Annotated in this window: 14 protein-coding genes; 10 read left to right on the top strand and 4 right to left on the bottom strand. The window is 61.9% G+C overall.

Annotated elements, in window-relative coordinates:
• The first annotated feature begins 102 nt into the window (after positions 1-102).
• From HBO11_RS12150 to HBO11_RS12140, 3 genes are all read left to right on the top strand, one after another.
• Entirely contained in the window at positions 103-711 is a 609-nt protein-coding gene (locus HBO11_RS12150) for a biliverdin-producing heme oxygenase (protein ID WP_169954626.1), read from the top strand.
• Between the two features lie 178 nt (positions 712-889).
• Positions 890-1,294, top strand: coding sequence for a YbaN family protein (locus HBO11_RS12145; RefSeq protein WP_169954625.1), 405 nt, complete (start codon positions 890-892; stop codon positions 1,292-1,294).
• 126 nt (positions 1,295-1,420) lie between these two features.
• Positions 1,421-3,559 (top strand): methyl-accepting chemotaxis protein, encoded by a 2,139-nt coding sequence (locus HBO11_RS12140; protein ID WP_170058887.1) that lies wholly within the window; start codon positions 1,421-1,423, stop codon positions 3,557-3,559.
• Between the two features lie 204 nt (positions 3,560-3,763).
• Here the strand turns inward: HBO11_RS12140 and HBO11_RS12135 are convergent, their stop codons facing one another.
• Positions 3,764-4,327 (bottom strand): nitroreductase family protein, encoded by a 564-nt coding sequence (locus HBO11_RS12135; protein WP_169954623.1) that lies wholly within the window; start codon positions 4,325-4,327, stop codon positions 3,764-3,766.
• A 148-nt stretch (positions 4,328-4,475) separates the two neighbouring features.
• Here HBO11_RS12135 and HBO11_RS12130 point away from each other — a divergent pair, with 148 nt between their 5' ends.
• From HBO11_RS12130 to HBO11_RS12100, 7 genes are all read left to right on the top strand, one after another.
• Positions 4,476-5,906 carry a di-heme oxidoredictase family protein gene (locus HBO11_RS12130; protein ID WP_169954622.1) on the top strand — a complete coding sequence of 477 codons (1,431 nt, stop codon included), beginning with the start codon at positions 4,476-4,478 and terminating at the stop codon, positions 5,904-5,906.
• A gap of 31 nt (positions 5,907-5,937) precedes the next feature.
• Positions 5,938-7,002 (top strand): imelysin family protein, encoded by a 1,065-nt coding sequence (locus HBO11_RS12125; protein ID WP_169954621.1) that lies wholly within the window; start codon positions 5,938-5,940, stop codon positions 7,000-7,002.
• Positions 7,003-7,004: 2 nt separating this feature from the next.
• A complete protein-coding gene (locus HBO11_RS12120; protein WP_169954700.1) occupies positions 7,005-8,102 on the top strand; it encodes a DUF1513 domain-containing protein in 1,098 nt (365 codons plus the stop codon).
• Between the two features lie 224 nt (positions 8,103-8,326).
• Entirely contained in the window at positions 8,327-9,463 is a 1,137-nt protein-coding gene (locus tag HBO11_RS12115; RefSeq protein WP_169954620.1) for an efflux RND transporter periplasmic adaptor subunit, read from the top strand.
• Positions 9,460-12,495: a multidrug efflux RND transporter permease subunit gene (locus tag HBO11_RS12110; RefSeq protein ID WP_169954619.1), complete on the top strand. Its 3,036-nt coding sequence runs from the start codon at positions 9,460-9,462 to the stop codon at positions 12,493-12,495. The genes HBO11_RS12115 and HBO11_RS12110 overlap by 4 nt, the downstream gene beginning before the upstream one ends.
• Positions 12,496-12,668: 173 nt before the next feature.
• The gene (locus HBO11_RS12105; protein WP_169954618.1) at positions 12,669-13,832 is read left to right on the top strand and encodes an efflux RND transporter periplasmic adaptor subunit; all 1,164 of its coding nucleotides are present in this window, start codon (positions 12,669-12,671) and stop codon (positions 13,830-13,832) included.
• 3 nt (positions 13,833-13,835) lie between these two features.
• Positions 13,836-16,868 carry a multidrug efflux RND transporter permease subunit gene (locus tag HBO11_RS12100; protein WP_170058886.1) on the top strand — a complete coding sequence of 1,011 codons (3,033 nt, stop codon included), beginning with the start codon at positions 13,836-13,838 and terminating at the stop codon, positions 16,866-16,868.
• A 241-nt stretch (positions 16,869-17,109) separates the two neighbouring features.
• Here HBO11_RS12100 and HBO11_RS28665 read toward each other — a convergent pair whose 3' ends face one another.
• The 3 genes from HBO11_RS28665 to HBO11_RS12090 are packed head-to-tail and all read right to left on the bottom strand — an operon-like array spanning position 17,110 to position 18,738.
• Positions 17,110-17,337, bottom strand: a complete 228-nt coding sequence (locus tag HBO11_RS28665; protein ID WP_262376938.1) for a hypothetical protein — start codon at positions 17,335-17,337, stop codon at positions 17,110-17,112.
• Positions 17,337-18,053: a lipopolysaccharide kinase InaA family protein gene (locus tag HBO11_RS12095; protein WP_169954616.1), complete on the bottom strand. Its 717-nt coding sequence runs from the start codon at positions 18,051-18,053 to the stop codon at positions 17,337-17,339. Before HBO11_RS12095 ends, HBO11_RS28665 begins: the two co-directional genes overlap by 1 nt.
• A gap of 4 nt (positions 18,054-18,057) precedes the next feature.
• Positions 18,058-18,738 (bottom strand): class I SAM-dependent methyltransferase, encoded by a 681-nt coding sequence (locus HBO11_RS12090; RefSeq protein ID WP_169954615.1) that lies wholly within the window; start codon positions 18,736-18,738, stop codon positions 18,058-18,060.
• Positions 18,739-18,900 lie beyond the last annotated feature (162 nt).

The following is an 18,900-nucleotide window of genomic DNA, read 5'->3' as shown; positions in this document are numbered from 1 at the left end:
TTATCGCCGGCGGGGTGAGGATTTTTTACTGTGACGCGTCTTCTTGTTCGTCTAGTAATAACAGCCTGGCAACAAGGCGCTTTTCCTTCTCAAGGACATCCAATGACCGCTTCCACTACCGCAGAACGCGCAAGCCTGCGCTCCCAGCGCCTGAACCAGATCACCAACGAGCCGCACACCAAGCTCGATGCCCTGGTCAAGGCTCACGCCCCGTTTGAAACCCAGGCCAACTTCGCCCGTTTCGTGGTGGCGCAGTACCTGTTCCAATCGGAACTGGTGGCGCTGTACAACGATCCCGAGCTGATCAAGCTGGTGCCGGACCTGGCCGAGCGCTGCCGCGCCGAAGCCGCCAAGCTGGACCTGGCCGACCTGGAAACCGAAGTACCCGCCCCCGTGGCCGGTGCCGTGCAGAACCCGAGCAAGGCCCAGGCCCTGGGCTGGCTGTTCGTGTCCGAAGGTTCCAAGCTGGGCGCAGCGTTCCTGATCAAGCGTGCCGTCGGCCTGGGCCTGAGCGAAACCTTCGGTGCCCGCCACCTGGGCGAGCCAGCCGGTGGTCGTGCAGAAGGCTGGAAGAGCTTCACACGCACCCTCGACAGCCTGGAACTGAGCGCCGAAGAAGAAGCCGCAGCAGAAAAAGGTGCCGTGGATGCGTTTGTACGCTTCACCGTGTTGCTGGAACAGGCGTACGCTAGCGCCCCAGAACTGGCCTGATCGCGCTGCTGGAATGCAATGAATGTGAGAGCGGGATTGTGTGGGAGCGGGCTTGCCTGCGATAGCATCGCTGCGGTCTAACTGATACACCGCAGCGTCTGCATCGCAGGCAAGCCAGCTCCCACATGTTGATCGCGCTCCATTTTCAGATTTTTCGAAACCCTGACAAATCGTACCTATGACAGCCCCCGTCCAATCCTCCTCCAAACTCGCCCGAATCCTGTTCGGCCTGCTGGCCTATGTCAGCCTGGGGATCGGCTTGATCGCGATTGTCGTGCCGGGCCTGCCCACCACCGAATTCATCCTGCTGGCCGCCTGGGCCGCCACCAAGAGCTCGCCGCGCCTGAGCGCCTGGCTGGAAAACCACCGGCTGTTCGGGCCGATCCTGTTCAACTGGCGCAACGGCAAGATCATCGCCCGTCGGGCCAAGGTCAGTGCCACCGTGAGCATGTTGCTGTGTGCCGGCCTGATGCTGGTGATGCTCGATCACGGCTGGCCGATCTACTTGGCCATCGCCGGTATGAGCCTGGGCAACCTGTGGATCTGGTCACGCCCCGAACGCCTCGCGCGAACCGCTGCCTGAGCGCCCTACCGCTCATCGCCTATTCCTCATGAATTACCCGTCGGTGCCGATGTTCCGGGCATAGCGCCGAATGGACTTGGCCGTTGCCCTGCTTGCACACCAACAAGTCCAATCGCGAGTAAGCCCATGTTCGACACCCTCTCCATCCGCTTGAAAATCGTGCTGCTGTCCGGTCTCTGCCTGTTGGGGGTGATTGCGCTGATCGTCAGCCTGAATATCTACCAGTCCAACCAGAACGACCAACTGGTCAGCGCGTCCAGCTCGCGCATGCTCACCGCCAGCGTGGAGAACCTGCTTCAGGCCAGGGCCGCCGAGCAGGCCGTGCAGGTGCAGAAAGCCTTCGGCGAGAGCCTGTTGGTGGTCACCGCCCTCGCCGACCAGGTCAAGGACCTGCGTAACATGGCCGCCAAGCGTTCGCTGGAAGCGGCCACCGTGCGCGAGGAACTCAACCAGCGGATCAAGACTGCGTTCGAGCGCAATACCAAGGTGCTGGGGATCTGGTTGTCGTTTGAACCCAACGGCCTGGATGGCAAGGACAGCGAATTTATCGACGACAAGCTGCGCGCCTCCAACGAGGCCGGGCGGTTCTCCAGCTACTGGAGCCGTGCCGGTGGCGAAGGGCTGAACACCGTGATGGTGGAAGCGGACCTGACCAAGACCACCCTCAACCTCAGCGGTACGCCCTACAACATCTGGTACACCTGCCCACGGGATACCCGCAACGTCTGCCTGCTGGACCCGTACGCCGATGAAGTCGCCGGCAAGTCGATGCTGATGACCACCATCTCCCTGCCGCTGCTGGCCGACGGCAAGGTCATTGGGGTGATCGGCGTCGACATTGCGCTGGATGCCCTGCAAGCGGCGGCCAATACCGCGCAAAAAGAGCTGTTTGACGGCGCCGGGATCATGGAAATCCTCTCCAGCAGTGGCCTGATTGCCAGCTACAGCGGCGAGCCGGACAAGGTCGGCAAGAGCATCGTCGATGTGCTCGGCGCCGAAGGCAAAGAGATCGTGCAACTGCTGGCCAGTGACACGCGCAAGGTCCGCGAGCAGGACGATACGATTCGCGCGGTGTATCCGGTCAAGCCGATTGCCGATGCCAAGCCTTGGGGCGTGGTGATCAAACTGCCCAAGGACGTGCTGCTGGCCGACTCGGTCAAGCTGCAAGGGGTGCTCGACGAGGCCCAGGCCCGTGGCACGCTGCAAGCGCTGTTGGTCGGCGCCGTAGCCGGCCTGCTGGGCCTGCTACTGATGTGGCTGACCGCTACCGGCGTGACCCGCCCGATCAACAGCGTGGCGGCGATGCTCAAAGACATTGCCAGCGGCGACGGCGACCTGACCCAACGCCTGGCCTACACGAAAAAAGACGAACTGGGGGAGCTGGTCAGTTGGTTCAACCGCTTCCTCGACAAACTGCAACCGACCATCGCCCAGATCAAGCAGAGCATCACCGAAGCCCGCGGCACCGCCGACCAGTCCTCGGAAATCGCCCGCCAGACCAGCGAAGGCATGCAGGTACAGTTCCGCGAGATCGACCAGGTGGCAACCGCCTCCAACGAGATGAGCGCCACCGCCCATGATGTGGCCAACAGCGCCTCAAACGCGGCCAGTGCAGCGCGCGGCGCCGATCAATCGGCCCGCGAAGGCCTGGCGATTATCGAGCGCAGCACCCGCGATATCACCACCCTCGCCGAAGAAGTCAGCAAGGCGGTGACCGAAGTCGAAGCCCTGGCAGTCAACAGCGAGCAGATCGGCTCGGTGCTGGAGGTGATCCGCAGCATTGCCGAGCAGACCAACCTGCTGGCCCTCAATGCCGCGATTGAAGCCGCGCGCGCCGGGGAAAGCGGGCGGGGGTTTGCGGTAGTGGCGGACGAGGTACGTAACCTGGCGCGGCGCACTCAGGATTCGGTGGAAGAAATCCGCCTGGTGATCGAACGTATCCAGAGTGCGACCCGTGGGGTGGTGACCACCATGCATTCGAGCCAGAGCCAGGCACAGAACAACGCCGGGCAGATCCAGCAGGCGGTCCAGGCCCTGGGCAAGATCAGCGATGCGGTGACGGTGATCAGCGACATGAACCTGCAAATCGCCAGCGCCGCCGAAGAACAGAGCGCCGTGGCCGAAGAGGTCAACCGCAACGTTTCGGCGATCCGTACCGTGACCGAGACGTTGACTGGCCAGGCCACTGAATCAGCGGCGATCAGCAGCCAATTGAATGCATTGGCCAATCAGCAGATGAAACTGATGGATCAGTTCCGGGTGTAAGCCCAGGTCCTGAAAACAATGAAATACCCCATGTGGGAGGGGACTTGCCCTAATGCCGATCAGTTAAGCGAACGCAATGCTCAAAGCAGTGAAGATCAAATGTGGGAGCGGGCTTGCCCGCGAATGCGGTGGGTCAGTAATGAATGTATTGACTGACCCACCGCATTCGCGAGCAAGCCCGCTCCCACATAGGTTTGCGGTGGGTCAGAGACCGGTCCAGGCGCTGACAAACGCCGTGATGTCTTCTTTGGCCGCCGTACGCGGCGGGTTCTGCGCGGTCCCCAGATAAAGGAAGCCAATCACTTCCTCACCCGCGCTCAACCCCAGGCCCTTGGCCACATGCGCCGAATACGACAACTCGCCGGTGCGCCACACCGCACCGATCCCCTGGGCATACGCCGCCAGCAAAATACCGTGGGCCGCACAGGCCGCCGCCAGCAACTGCTCGGACTTGGGCACCTTGAAGTGTTCCTGCAGACGGGCAATCACCACCACCACCAGCGGCGCACGCAATGGGCCGTTCTGCGCCTTGTCGATCACCGCTTGCGGGGCCTCGGGGTCTTGCAGGCGGGCCGCTTCGGCCAGCAGGGTGCCCATTTGCTCACGGGCCGCGCCTTCCACGGTGAGGAAGCGCCAAGGCCGCAGTTGGCCGTGATCCGGTGCACGCATGGCTGCCGCGAACAGCACTTCGCGCTGCTCGGCAGTGGGGGCCGGCTCCAGCAGGCGCGGTACGGAAACACGGTTGAGCAAAGCGTCGAGAGCCTGCATTGGCCACCTCCAGGAAAAATGTGCGGCCATTCTAGCGGGAATGCATCAGATTGGAGCAAACGATAATTGCTCTTATTCAATCCGCCCCGCCCTGTTAGACTTTGCCCCCTGAATTTCATCCACCGTCGCCCGTCTTCCAGGATTATCGATGCCCCGCTTGCCTCTTCGCCTGTCTGCACTCTTGATGGCCATGAGCCTGAGTGCCTGCGATGACGCCCCGCCGCCGACGTTTACCCAGGCCGAGCCGGGTGAGGCGCGTTCGGGAGGCAGCACGACGGTAAGGAAGACCGACCAGAATGCCTTTTCGCTGCCCTCGGCCAACCTGGCGCCAACGCGCCGCCTGGACTTCAGCGTCGGCAACAGCTTTTTCCGCAATCCGTGGGTGATCGCCCCGGCCACCACCACCGCCCGTGATGGGCTGGGGCCGCTGTTCAACACCAATGCCTGCCAGAACTGCCATATCAAGGATGGCCGCGGTCATCCGCCCTTGCCTGAGGCCAGCAACGCGGTGTCCATGCTGGTGCGCCTGTCGATCCCGGATTCGCCGCCCTACGCCAAGGTCATCGAGCAACTGGGGATCGTCCCCGAGCCGGTGTACGGCGGGCAGTTGCAGGACATGGCCGTGCCCGGTGTGGTCCCGGAAGGCAAGGTGCGAGTCGACTACACCCCGGTCAACGTCACGTTCAAGGACGGCATGGTGGTCGAGTTGCGCAAGCCGAGCCTGCAGATCACCCAGCTCGGCTACGGGCCGATGCACCCGGATACGCGGTTTTCTGCGCGCGTGGCGCCGCCCATGATCGGCCTGGGCTTGCTCGAAGCCATCAGCGACGCGGACATCCTGCAAAACGCCAGCAAACGCCCGGACAAAAACGGCGTGCTCGGCCGCCCGAACTGGGTCTGGGATGATGCCCAGCAAAAAACCGTGCTCGGGCGCTTTGGCTGGAAAGCCGGGCAGCCGAACCTCAATCAACAAAATGTTCACGCGTTCTCTGGTGATATGGGCCTGACCACCCGCCTGCGGCCCATGGACGACTGCACCGACGCACAGGTTGCCTGTAAGCAGGCGCCCAACGGCAATGGCGAAAATGGCGAGCAGGAAGTCAGCGATAACATCCTGCGCCTGGTGCTGTTCTACACCCGCAACCTGGCCGTACCGGCGCGCCGTGATGTCAATGCGCAACAGGTGCTGGCCGGCAAAAACTTGTTTTTCCAGGCCGGGTGCCAGGCGTGCCACACGCCCACGTTCACCACGGCCAGCAATGCCGCCGAGCCGGAGCTGGCCAACCAGGTCATCCGCCCGTACAGCGACTTGCTGCTGCACGACATGGGCGAGGGCCTGGCCGATAACCGTACCGAATTCAAGGCCGGTGGCCGCGACTGGCGCACGCCGCCGTTGTGGGGCATTGGCCTGACACAAAACGTCAGTGGCCACACCCAGTTCCTGCATGACGGCCGCGCCCGCAACCTGCTTGAAGCCGTGCTGTGGCACGGCGGTGAAGCCCAGGCGGCGCAGCAACAGGTGTTGTCTTTTAATGCGCAGCAGCGAGCAGCATTGCTCGCGTTCCTGAATTCTCTATAAGCTTTGCCCCAATTATTGAAGGGAGCTCGACATGTTCCGTCCCAAGTTGTTGTTCACCAGCCTCGCCGCCCTGGCCCTTGGCGCCTGCGCGCCGCAGGATCCGCAAGCGGTCACCTCGGCGGCCATTGCCAAGCAAGTGATCCTGCCGACCTACAGCCGCTGGGTCGAAGCTGACCGGCAGTTGGCCGTCAGCGCCCTGGCTTACTGCCAAGGCAAGGAATCCCTGGAGACCGCCCGCGCCGACTTCCTCCACGCGCAAAAAGCCTGGGCCGAGTTGCAACCGCTGCTGATCGGCCCGCTGGCCGAGGGCAATCGCGCCTGGCAGGTGCAGTTCTGGCCAGACAAGAAAAACCTCGTTGGCCGTCAGGTCGAGCAACTGGCCACCGCCCAGCCGCAGATCGATGCCGCTGCCCTGGCCAAGTCCAGCGTTGTGGTGCAAGGCCTGTCGGCCTACGAATACATCCTGTATGACGCCAAGACCGACATCGCCAACGACGCCCAGAAAGCCCGCTACTGCCCGCTGCTGATCGCCATCGGCGAGCGCCAGAAGCAATTGGCCGAAGAGATTCTGGCCAGTTGGAACAGCACCGACGGCATGCTGGCGCAGATGACCAAGTTTCCTAACCAGCGCTACGCCGATTCCCACGAAGCCATCGCCGAACTGCTGCGCGTGCAGGTCACGGCCCTGGACACCCTGAAGAAAAAACTCGGCACACCGATGGGTCGCCTGTCCAAGGGCATCCCCCAGCCGTTCCAGGCCGATGCGTGGCGCAGCCAATCGTCCCTGCAAGGCTTGCGAGCCAGCCTCGCGGCGGCCCAGACCGTTTGGGTCGGGGTCGACAACAAGGGCCTGCGCGGCCTGCTGCCTGCCGACCAGAAGCCTCTGGCCGAGAAGATCGACGCAGCCTACGCAGCCTCCCTGAAACTGTTCGACAGCAACCAGCGTTCGCTCAATGAACTGCTGGCCGACGACGCCGGGCGCGAGCAACTCAACGCTATCTACGACAGCCTCAACGTGGTCCACCGCCTGCACGAAGGCGAACTGGCCAAGGCGCTGGGCATCCAACTGGGCTTCAATGCCAACGATGGTGACTGATGATGCTCAGGCGACAGGCTTTGGCCATTGGTAGCGTGCTGCTCAGTGCAATCACCCTGGGCGGCTGGACGCTGTTCAAGCGCAAGGGCGACAGCCCGCTGCTGCTGTCGGCCCGGGATGATGGCGATGGCAAGCACTACGCCGTGGGCTATCGCCTGGATGGCAGCCAGGTGTTCGCCACCCAGGTTGGCCAGCGTTGCCACGACATCATCAACCACCCGAGCCTGCCCATCGCGCTGTTCGTGGCCCGCCGCCCGGGCACCGAGAGCTACCTGGTGGACCTGCGCGACGGCACGCTGCTGCAAACCGTGACGTCCCAGGCCAACCGGCACTTTTATGGGCATGCGGTGATCCACAAGAGTGGCGACTGGCTGTATGCCACGGAAAACGACACCACCGACCCCGGTCGCGGCCTGTTGGGGGTGTACCGGTTCGAAGGTGAGCGCCTGGTGCACAGTGGGGAGCTTTCCACCCACGGCATCGGCCCGCACCAGGTGTCGTGGATGCCCGATGGCGAGACTCTGATCGTGGCCAATGGCGGGATCCGCACCGAGGCCGAAAGCCGGGTCGAGATGAACCTCAACGCCATGGAACCCAGCCTGGTACTGATGCAGCGCGACGGCACGCTACTGAGCAAGGAAACCCTCGGCCAGCCCATGAACAGCGTGCGCCATATGGGGATCGCCAGCGATGGCACGATCCTCACCGGGCAACAGTTCATGGGCCCGTCACAGGAGCGTTCCGAGCTGCTGGCGATCAAGCGTCCGGGCCAGCCGTTCGTGGCGTTCCCGGTGGCGGACGAGCAGTTGCAGGCCATGGGGCACTACACCGCCAGCGTGGCGGTACACAGTGAGCTGCGCCTGGTGGCACTGACCGCGCCACGGGGCAATCGCTTCTTTATCTGGGACATGGACAGCGGCGAACTGCGCCTGGACGGGCCGTTGCCCGACTGTGCCGGCGTGGGTGCGGTAGCGGACGGGTTTGTCGTGACATCCGGCCAGGGCCGCTGCCGTTTCTACGATTGCCGCCAGCCTCAACTGGTGGCCAAGCCCCTGGATCTGCCAACTGGGTTCTGGGATAACCACCTGCATTTGATCTGACGCCATCGCAGCGCTCCCGGGCTGATACCTGGGAGCCGCCCCACTGAAAAAATCCTACGCGACCTGTGAAAACGCCCCTCGACGAGGGAGCAGACTTCACACACACACTCGCGACTTTGCGTCTTATAGCACCCGCCTTTCTCGTGAAGACTGCGTGGCTCACCGTGCCAGCGGCGCTCCTGCGTGCGCCCCACGCACCACGTCACCCTCACAAGGAAGCAACTATGCCGGGCCGCCGGATGATTACCATGCTCAGCATCGTCCTCTTGGTCGTGCTGATGCTTGCCAGCTACAAGGCATTCTGGATTTACCAGCAACTGCAATTGCTGCATGCGCCCAAGCCCCCCGTCAGCGTGGCCGTGGCCAATGCCGTGGAAAAACCCTGGCAGCGCCAGTTGCCCGCGGCCGGTACGCTCAAGGCGTTGCAAGGTATCAACCTGAGTATCGAGGTACCCGGCGTCGTCACTCAGTTGCACTTCGACTCGGGGCAGGCGGTCAAGGCCGGGCAAACCCTGCTGCAGCTCGAACACCAGGCCGAACAGGCCGAGTTGGACGTGGCCCTGGCCGATCGCAGCCTGGCGCTGCAGAACTTTCAGCGTGGGCACCAACTGGTGGGTATCAATGCCATCTCCCAGGGCGAGTTCGATCGCCTGTCCGCCGAGCTCAACCGCAACAAGGCCCTGGTTGCACAGCGCCGCTGGGCCCTGGCAAAAAAACAGATCGTCGCGCCGTTCGACGGCACTATCGGTATCCGTCAGGTCAACATCGGTGACTACCTGCAAAGCTCCACGGTGATCGCCAGCCTGCAGGACACCCGCAGCCTTTACGTGGACTTTCATGTCCCCGAGCAGGCCGTCCAACTGATCAAGATCGGCCAGCCGGTGCAGGTTGAAGTTTCGGCACGGCCAGGGCTTTTCAGTCGCGCCAGCATCAGTGCCATCGACCCCATCGTCGACGACAACACGCGAAATGTGTTGGTGCGTGCGACCCTGGCCAACCCGGACAAATATCTGCTACCGGGGATGTTCGCCCATTTGCAGGTGCTGTTGGACACCCCCTCCTCCCATGTCGTGACCCAGGAAAGCGCGATCGCCTACAGCCCATACGGCCAGTACGTATACGTCGTGAAACCCCACACCGGCAATGAGGGCCCAGGGGGCCTGATCGCTGAACAACGCCTGGTTGAAACGGGCGAGCGACGCGATGGCGATATCGTGATCGCCAAGGGCCTGGCCAAGGGCGAACAGGTCGTCACGGCGGGCCAAATCAAGCTGCAGAACGGCACCCCGGTGCATATCAGTATTGATCGCACGCAACCCGATGAACCGCCCTTGGCGCCCCCTCCGGAGCACGCCGAATGACCTTCACCGACCTGTTTATCCGCCGCCCCGTGCTGGCCTTGGTTGTCAGCCTGTTGATCGTGCTGCTGGGCTGGCAGGCCTACGGGAAACTGCCGCTGCGCCAGTTCCCGCAGATGGAAAGTGCACTGATCACGGTGACCACGCTCGCGCCGGGCTCCAGCGCCGAGACCGTGCAGAGCTATATCACGCAACCGTTGCAGAAAAGCCTGGCAAGCGCGCAAGGCATCGACTACATGCGCTCTTCCAGCCGGCAGAATGTGTCGATTATTTCCATCTATGGCCGCGTCGGTGCCGACAGCGACCGCTTGTTCACCGAGCTGCTGGCCAAGACCAATGAAGTGCGCAATCAACTGCCCCGGGATATTGACGACCCGGTCCTGAGCAAAGTCGCCGCAGACAACACCGCGCTGATGTACCTGAGCTTTTCCAGCGACACCATGAACAACGCGCAAATCACCGACTTCCTGCTGCGGGTGGTACAGCCGCGCCTGGTGACGTTACCGGGCATGGCCGAGGCGCAGATCATCGGCAACCAGAGCTTTGCCATGCGCCTGTGGCTCGACCCGCTGAAGCTCGCCGGGTTTGGCTTGAGCGCCAGCGATGTGACCCAGGCCATCAAGCGCTACAACGTGCAGTCCATCGCCGGCGATGCCACCGGCGAGTACGTGGTAACCAGCGTCACGGCCAATACCGAACTGCAATCGGCTGAAGGCTTCCGGGCCATTACCTTGAAAACCAGCGGCGACAGCCAGGTGCGTCTCGGTGATGTAGCGCGAGTGGAGCTGGGCGCCCAGAACTACGACAGCTTCAGCTCTTTCAACGGCCTGCCCGCAACCTATATCAGCATCAAGCCCACCCCCGATGCCAACCCGCTGGAGCTGGGCAAGCGCGTGCGCGACCTGATGCCACTATTGCAGGCGCAACTACCGCCCCAACTGCATGCGGACATTGCCTACGACTCGACGCTGTATATCAACGCCTCAATCGAGCACGTTCTGTCGAGCCTGATGGAAGCCATCCTGATTGTGGTGCTGGTGGTGTTCCTGTTTCTCGGCTCGTTACGCTCGGTGGTGATTCCCGTCATCACCATTCCGCTGTCGCTGATCGGCAGCCTGTTTTTCATGCAACTGATGGGTTATTCGATCAACGTCCTGACGCTGCTGGCCATGGTGCTGGCCATCGGCCTGGTGGTCGATGACGCCATTGTGATGATGGAAAACATCCACCGGCATATCGAAAAAGGCCGATCTCCCCTCGAGGCCGCGATCAAGGGTGCCAGGGAGGTGTGTATGCCGGTGATCTCCATGACCATCACCCTGGCGGCGGTGTATACGCCCATCGGCTTTCTCCAGGGCCTGACCGGGGCGCTGTTCAAGGAGTTTGCCCTGACCCTGGCCGGCGCCGTGGTGATCTCCGGCATCGTCGCACTGACCCTGTCACCGATGATGTGCGCCCTGTTGCTGCGCCCGGAACAACAGCCACAGGGCCTGGCACTGATCCTCGACCGTTTCTTCAATAGCCTGAAACAACGCTATCAGCGCCGCCTGCACCAGATCATGGGGGCACAGTCGGTGGTTATCGTGTTCGCCCTGCTGGTACTCGGCCTGATTCCGGCCATGCTCATCTTCACCCTCTCGGAACTGGCCCCCGATGAGGACCAGGGCCTGATCTTTATCCTCGCCAGTGCGCCGCAGCCGACCAACCTGGCCTACCTCAATACCTACACCCAGGCGTTTATCGAGCAGTTCAAGACCCTGCCCGAATACCAGGCCTCGTTCCAGATCAATGGCCTGGACGGTGTGCATTCAGGGGTTGGTGGTTTCCAGTTGCAGCCCTGGAACCTGCGCAAGCGTACGCAGATGGAGGTCCTGGCGCCCCTGCGCAAAAAGCTCGACAGCATCCCCGGCCTGCAAGTGTTTGCCTTTAACCTGCCGTCCTTGCCGGGCACCGGCGAGGGCCTGCCCTTTGGTTTTGTGATCAGCTCCCAGCAGGACCACACATCGATGCTGGAGGTGGCCGAACGCGTCAAGCAACGGGCAATCGACTCTGGGAAATTTGCCTACGTGGATATCGACCTGGCGTTCGACCGGCCCGAGGTGATGATTGACATCGACCGGGTCAAGGCCGCGCAGATGGGCGTGTCCATGGAAGACCTGAGCCTGACCCTGGCGACCCTGCTGGCAGAGACAGAAATCAACCGTTTCAGGATCGATGGCAATCTCTACAAAGTGATTGCCCAGGTCGAACGCAGCTACCGGGACAATCCGGGCTGGCTGAGCCACTACCACGTAAAAAATGCCAAGGGCCAGTTGATACCGTTGTCGACACTGATCAGCGTGTCCAGCCAACAGGTACGCCCACGGCAGTTGAACCAGTTCCAGCAGCTCAATTCGGTGCTGGTCTCGGCGTATCCGATCGTCGGCATGAGCAACGCGCTGGAGACCGTGCAAACCATCGCCCGGGAGGAGGCGCCGGCGGGCTACACCTTTGACTACAGCAACGCCACGCGCCAGTTCGTGCAGGAGGGCAATGCGCTGTGGGGCACCTTCGGCCTGGCCCTGGCGATCATCGGCCTGGTGCTGGCGGCACAGTTTGAAAGCCTGCGTGACCCACTGGTGATCCTGGTGACCGTGCCGCTGTCGATCTGCGGTGCGCTGATCGCGCTGTTCCTCGGCTGGTCGACCCTGAACATCTACACACAAATTGGCCTGGTCACACTGATCGGCCTGATCAGCAAGCACGGCATCCTCATCGTCGAATTCGCCAACCAGTTGCGCAAGGAGCAAGGCCTGTCTGCGCGGGCCGCCATCGAGGAAGCCGCCGCGACTCGCTTGCGGCCGGTACTGATGACCACGATCGCCACCGTACTGGGGGTGGTCCCGCTGGTGTTTTCCAGCGGTCCGGGGGCGGTCAGCCGTTTTGATATCGGCATGGTGATCGCCACCGGCATGTCCATCGGCACCTTGTTCACGTTGTTCGTCCTGCCTTGCGTGTATACGGTGCTGGCCAAGCGCGATACGCCCGCCCCCTGACCTCCTGCGGGAAAGGCCTGCCCCCCTTTCCCACTCCCCTGCGCCTCAAAACCATTGCCCTTGAGCCTGTGCGCACGCGGCGGCATTTACCAGTTGGAATCGCGCCGAAACTCGGAGTAATGTGCCCAATCGTTCGTCTTCGTCTGCCTCAGTTTTTTCCAAGGAACCGGAATATGCTGCGTCGTCGCATGCTGATCATGTTGGCCGTTGTGCTGTTAATCGTCCTGCTGTTGGCGGGCTATAAAGCCTTTTCCATCTATCAGCAGATCCAGGTCTTTTCCGCGCCCAAGCCGCCGATCAGCGTGGCGGTGGCCACGGCGGTCGAGCAACCCTGGCAACAGCGCCTGCCGGCGGTGGGTACGCTCAAGGCCTTGCAGGGGGTGAACCTGGCCCTGGAGATTGCCGGAACGGTCAAGGACGTACAGTTCGAGTCCGGCCAGAAGGTCAGGGCCGGGCAACCGCTGGTGCAACTCGACAGCGCGGTCGAAGACGCCCTGCTGCAAACCGCCCAGGCCGACCTGGGCCTGGCCCAGCTCGATTACGGGCGCGGCAGCCAACTGGTGGGCAGCCAGGCGATCTCCAAAGGCGAGTTCGACCGGCTCTCGGCGCAACTGCAAAAAAACAAGGCCACGGTCAACCAGCTCAAGGCTTCCCTGGCCAAGAAACACATCGTCGCGCCATTCAGCGGCACTATCGGCATCCGTCAGGTCGATGTGGGCGACTACCTGGCCAGCGGCACGGTGATCGCCACCTTGCAGGACCTGAGCAGCCTCTACGTCGACTTTTATGTGCCCGAACAATCGGTGCCCAAGCTGGCCGTGGGCCAGGGGGTGCAGGTGCAAGTCTCGGCCTACCCGAAACTGACCTTCCCCGGCACCCTCAGTGCGATCAACCCGAAAGTCGAGAGCAGCACCCGCAACGTGCTGGTGCGGGCCACCCTGGCCAACCCGGACACTAAACTGCTGCCGGGCATGTTCAGCAGCCTGCAGGTACTGTTGCCCGACCCGCAGGCCCAGGTGGTGATACCGGAAAGTGCAATTACCTACACCCTCTACGGCAATTCAGCCTACGTCGTAGCGCAGAAAAAGACCGAGGACGGCAGCCTCGAAAAAGATGCCAATGGCCAACCGATCCTGATCGCCGAGCGGCGCTTTATCGAGACCGGCGAACGACGCGACGGCCTGGTGCTGGTCACCCAGGGCCTGAGCAGTGGCGAGCAAGTGATCAGCGCCGGGCAGATCAAGCTCGACACCGGTGCGCACATCGCCATCACGGCGGATAAAAACTTGCCGGCCAGCCCTGGCCAACCTCCGCGCAACGACGGTTCAAGGAACTGAGCCATGGCGTTTACCGACACGTTTATCCGCCGCCCGGTGCTGGCCATGGTGGTCAGCCTGCTGATCGTGCTCCTGGGTTTCCAGGCCTACAGCAAACTGCCGCTGCGCCAATACCCGTCCATGGAAAATGCCCTGATCACGGTGACTACCGCTTACCCCGGGGCCAATGCCGAGACGATCCAGGGCTACATCACCCAACCGCTGCAGCAAAGCCTGGCGAGCGCCGAAGGCATCGACTACATGACCTCGGTCAGTCGCCAGAACTTCTCGGTGATTTCCATCTATGCGCGGATCGGCGCCAACAGCGACCGGCTGTTTACCGAACTGCTGGCCAAGGCCAACGAGGTCAAGAACAAGCTGCCCCAGGACGCCGAAGACCCGGTGTTGAGCAAGGAGGCCGCGGATGCCTCGGCGCTGATGTACATCAGCTTCTCCAGCCAGCAACTGAGCAACCCGCAGATCACCGATTACCTGTCGCGGGTGATCCAGCCCAAGCTTGCGACCCTGCCCGGCATGGCCGAAGCCGAGATCCTCGGCAACCAGGTATTTGCCATGCGCCTGTGGCTGGACCCGGTCAAGCTCGCCGGCTTTGGCCTGAGCGCCAGCGACGTCACCAATGCCGTGCGCAACTACAACTTCCTCTCCGCCGCCGGCGAAGTGAAGGGTGAGTATGTGGTCACCAGCATCAACGCCAATACCGACCTGAAGACCGCCGAAGCCTTCGCCGCCATCACCGTCAAGACCGATGGCGACAGCCGGGTGCTGCTCGGCGACGTGGCGCGGGTGGAAATGGGCGCGGAAAACTACAACGCCATCAGCTCCTTTGGCGGCACGCCCTCGGTGTATATCGGCATCAAGGCCACGCCCAGCGCCAACCCGCTGAATGTGATCAAGGAAGTGCGCAAGCTGATGCCGGAGCTGGAATCCCAGTTGCCGCCCAACCTCAAGGCAGAAATCGCCTACGACGCCACGCTGTTTATCCAGGCCTCCATCAACGAGGTGGTCAAGACCTTGTTTGAAGCGGTGTTGATCGTGATCGTCGTGGTGTTCCTGTTTCTCGGGGCGCTGCGCTCGGTGGTGATCCCGGTGGTGACCATCCCGCTGTCGATGATTGGCGTGCTGTTTTTCATGCAATTGATGGGCTACTCCATCAACCTGCTGACGCTGCTGGCGATGGTGCTGGCTATTGGCCTGGTGGTGGATGATGCGATTGTGGTGGTGGAAAACATCCACCGCCACATAGAAGACGGCAAGACGCCGCTGGACGCCGCGTTGGAAGGCGCGCGGGAGATTGCCGTGCCGGTGGTGTCGATGACTATCACCCTGGCGGCGGTGTACGCGCCCATCGGCTTCCTGGAGGGGCTGACCGGGGCGTTGTTCAAGGAATTCGCCCTGACCCTGGCCGGTGCGGTGGTGATTTCCGGCATCGTCGCCCTGACCCTGTCGCCGATGATGTGCGCCCTGCTGTTGCGCCACGACGAAAACCCCAGCGGCCTGAGCCACCGCCTGGACCGCATCTTCGAAGGCCTCAAGCGCCGCTACCAGACAATGCTGCATGGCACCTTGAACACCCGGCCGGTGGTGATTGTGTTTGCCTTGATCGTGCTGTGCCTGATCCCGCTGTTCCTCAAGTTCACTCAGTCGCAACTGGCCCCCGACGAAGACCAGGGCATCATCTTCATGATGGCCAGCGCGCCGCAGCCGACCAACCTGGACTACCTGAACACCTACACCGACGAGTTCATCGCAATCTTCAAGGACTTCCCGGAGTACTACTCCTCGTTCCAGATCAATGGGTTCAACGGGGTGCAATCGGGTATCGGCGGCTTCCTGCTCAAGCCGTGGAACGAGCGCGACCGCACGCAAATGCAGATCCTGCCTGAGGTGCAGAAACGCCTGGAGCAGATCCCCGGCTTGCAGGTCTTCGGCTTCAATTTGCCGTCGCTGCCGGGCACCGGTGAAGGCCTGCCCTTCGGTTTTGTGATCAACACACCCAATGACTACGAGTCATTGCTGCAAGTGGCCGCCCGTGTGAAAAAGCGCGCCATGGAGTCGGGCAAGTTCGCCTTCGTGGATATCGACCTGGCGTTCGACAAGCCCGAGGTGGTGGTGGACATCGACCGCGCCAAGGCGGCGCAGATGGGGGTGTCGATGCAGGACTTGGGCAGCACCCTGGCGACCTTGCTGGCGGAGGCAGAGATCAACCGGTTCACCATTGATGGGCGCAGCTACAAGGTGATCGCCCAGGTGGAACGGGCCTACCGGGACAACCCCGAGTGGCTGAACAATTACTACGTGAAAAACACCCAGGGCGAACTGCTGCCGCTGTCGACCTTGATCAGCGTCAGCGACCGTGCCCGCCCGCGCCAACTGAACCAGTTCCAGCAACTCAACTCGGCGCTGATCTCGGGCTTCCCGATTGTCAGCATGGGCGAGGCTATCGACACCGTGCGCCAGATCGCCATCGAAGAAACCCCGGCCGGCTATGCATTCGACTACAGCGGCGCCTCGCGCCAGTTCATCCAGGAAGGCAGCGCGTTGTGGATCACCTTTGGCCTGGCGCTGGCGATCATCTTCCTGGTGCTGGCGGCACAGTTCGAGAGCTTCCGTGACCCGCTGGTGATACTGGTGACGGTGCCGCTGTCGATCTGCGGCGCGTTGATCCCGTTGTTCCTCGGCTGGTCGAGCATGAACATCTACACCCAGGTGGGGTTGGTGACGTTGATCGGGCTGATCAGCAAGCATGGGATCCTGATCGTCGAGTTTGCCAACCAGTTGCGCAAGGACAAGGGCCTGACACCCCGAGAAGCGGTAGAAGAAGCCGCGGCGATTCGCCTGCGCCCGGTATTGATGACCACGGCGGCGATGGTGTTTGGCATGGTGCCGTTGATCTTTGCCACGGGGGCCGGGGCGGTCAGTCGGTTTGATATCGGAATGGTGATTGCCACGGGGATGTCGGTGGGCACCTTGTTTACTTTGTTTGTATTGCCGTGTGTGTATACGTTGCTGGCCAAGCGTGATCCCTTGGCTGATTGAGTACCTATCCATGGGCGCGGTAACGGCACTGACCTGATCGTTGACGCCCACTGTAGGAGCCGGCTTGCCGGCGATGGTCGTTAACGATCACGTTGGATACCTGACATCCCCGAGGTGTTCTTACTGGCGTCATCGCCGGCAAGCCGGCTCCTACAAGGGATGTAGTTGCGCGCTCGGGCTCTGCCGTGGTCCACAAAAAAGGCCTCGCTATGCGAGGCCTTTTATCGGGGCGTCAATCTCTTCAACTCGCAGGCCTCATGCCTTGGGACATCCCAAACATAAACAGCAAAAGCTGATGATCAGGCTGCGTGACCCCAGCGGTCTTGGCGATCCGTGGCAGCGGGCATTGCCCGCCACTGTGCACCGCGCTGAGGACTTCTGTGCGGGGCTGCTCCCAGGCAGCCAGGGCCAGGGATGCGATGCCCAAGGCCCCCAACAGAAACAAACCTCGTGCTATTTCTAGCTTCATTAGGTTAAACCCTTGATAGCGCTGCCAAACGCCGCTTGGTAAAAGTAGCTGAGTTTTTGCCAGTCGGCGGTATTCCACGACGAATGGCGACGCAATTGCTGCATGTCATGGGCGGCGGCCCGGCGGGCGGTCAAGCGTTGGCGGCACTTCTCGAGATCCAGCAGCGCCACTTCGACCGTCGCGCCCTCACCCGCCCCGCTGACCCGCACAAAAATATGCTTGCTGTACAGGCAGCCATGCTGCCAGCGCCCCTTGTGCATGCGCGCCAGGGTCTGCGCCAATTCAGCCAGCAGGCGCTCATGCACCAGCTCCCCGCATTGCTCGCGACCGCCGGCGGCGTACCAGTTGTCGATTTCCACGAATCCGTCCAATGAAGCCGTCACCAGCAAGGCCTTCCACTGGTGGTCCGGATCACGACGGGCACCACAGAACACCAGCTCCGGAACACCTACATCGAGCAAGCGCAGGCCCCTGAGCGCATCACGCTCGCGTAGCACCGTAGGCCGCCCAAAGGGATGCAGCCAGCTGCGGTAGGTATGGCCTGTCTGGCGCTTGCTGTAGAGCAAGCGCCCATTGGTACCGATCACCCGCTGTACGCCGCTTTCGCCACCCCGACGTCGATTGGGTTCCTCGACCCACTCGCCCTGCTGCCGCCAGAAATAATCGAACCGCTCCTCAGGAGCTACGTGACTGCCTGCTACGTACTCAACCACCATCCTGCTACCTCTTGCGCAATACGTACACTCGCCACATGGCATACAGCGGTATGAAGTCCAAACACTCCTGGACGCGGAAACCTGCTTGCTCAAACTCAGCCTCAACAGTAGCAGCCGGTAACACAAATCGATTTCGGTAACTGTCCTGCTCACTTTTGTTGCGGCGCTGCACTTCCAGGCGCTTGCGTTTCCAGGCCTTGAAATTGCCATCCACCCACAACGAAACAATCACACTGTCGCGGGTAACTCGTTGAAATTCCTTCAATATCGCCATGCGATGCGCCGGCTCGCCGATGTGATGCAACAGGCGCATGCAAAAAATGCTGTCCACGGCGTTATCTGGCAAATCGATATCAAACGCAGATGTCTGCAAGGGTCGTACCTGCTTGACCACATCCGCCGGTTGCGCCCCCATGGCGATGTTCAACATGGACTCGGAATTGTCCGCCCCAATAATGATCCGGTTGGGCTTTTCGGCCAGCAGCGGCCAGAAACGCCCGGCGCCGCACGGCAAGTCCAATACCAGGCCGGGCTCGCCGGCCATCGCCAGCGCACCACGGGCTAATTGTTCGTCGCGTTTGTGGGACAGCCGGCGCGCCAAAGTGTCCTGGTGCTTGTGCAAATATTGCTGAGCGTGCCGGTCATCGTACTTTGCGGAAAATTCAAGCTTGATCGGAGTAGCCATCAACGAGTCTCCTGGACTGATGCCTACAACCTTAAGCAGTCGCACGTCATCCGCAGGTCAACCCTTTGTGAAAAAAACGTCCCGTCTAACCCTAAAGAATTACAAGGTTTTACAGGGAAAAAGCATGGCAGGAAGCCATCTTCGTCGAACAGGAAGGAGTCT

The organism is Pseudomonas sp. WS 5010 (assembly GCF_012985565.1).
Taxonomy (GTDB): Bacteria; Pseudomonadota; Gammaproteobacteria; order Pseudomonadales; family Pseudomonadaceae; genus Aquipseudomonas.
The sequence above is the reverse complement of the archived record's forward strand: the minus strand, read 5'-3'. Positions and strand labels throughout refer to the sequence as shown.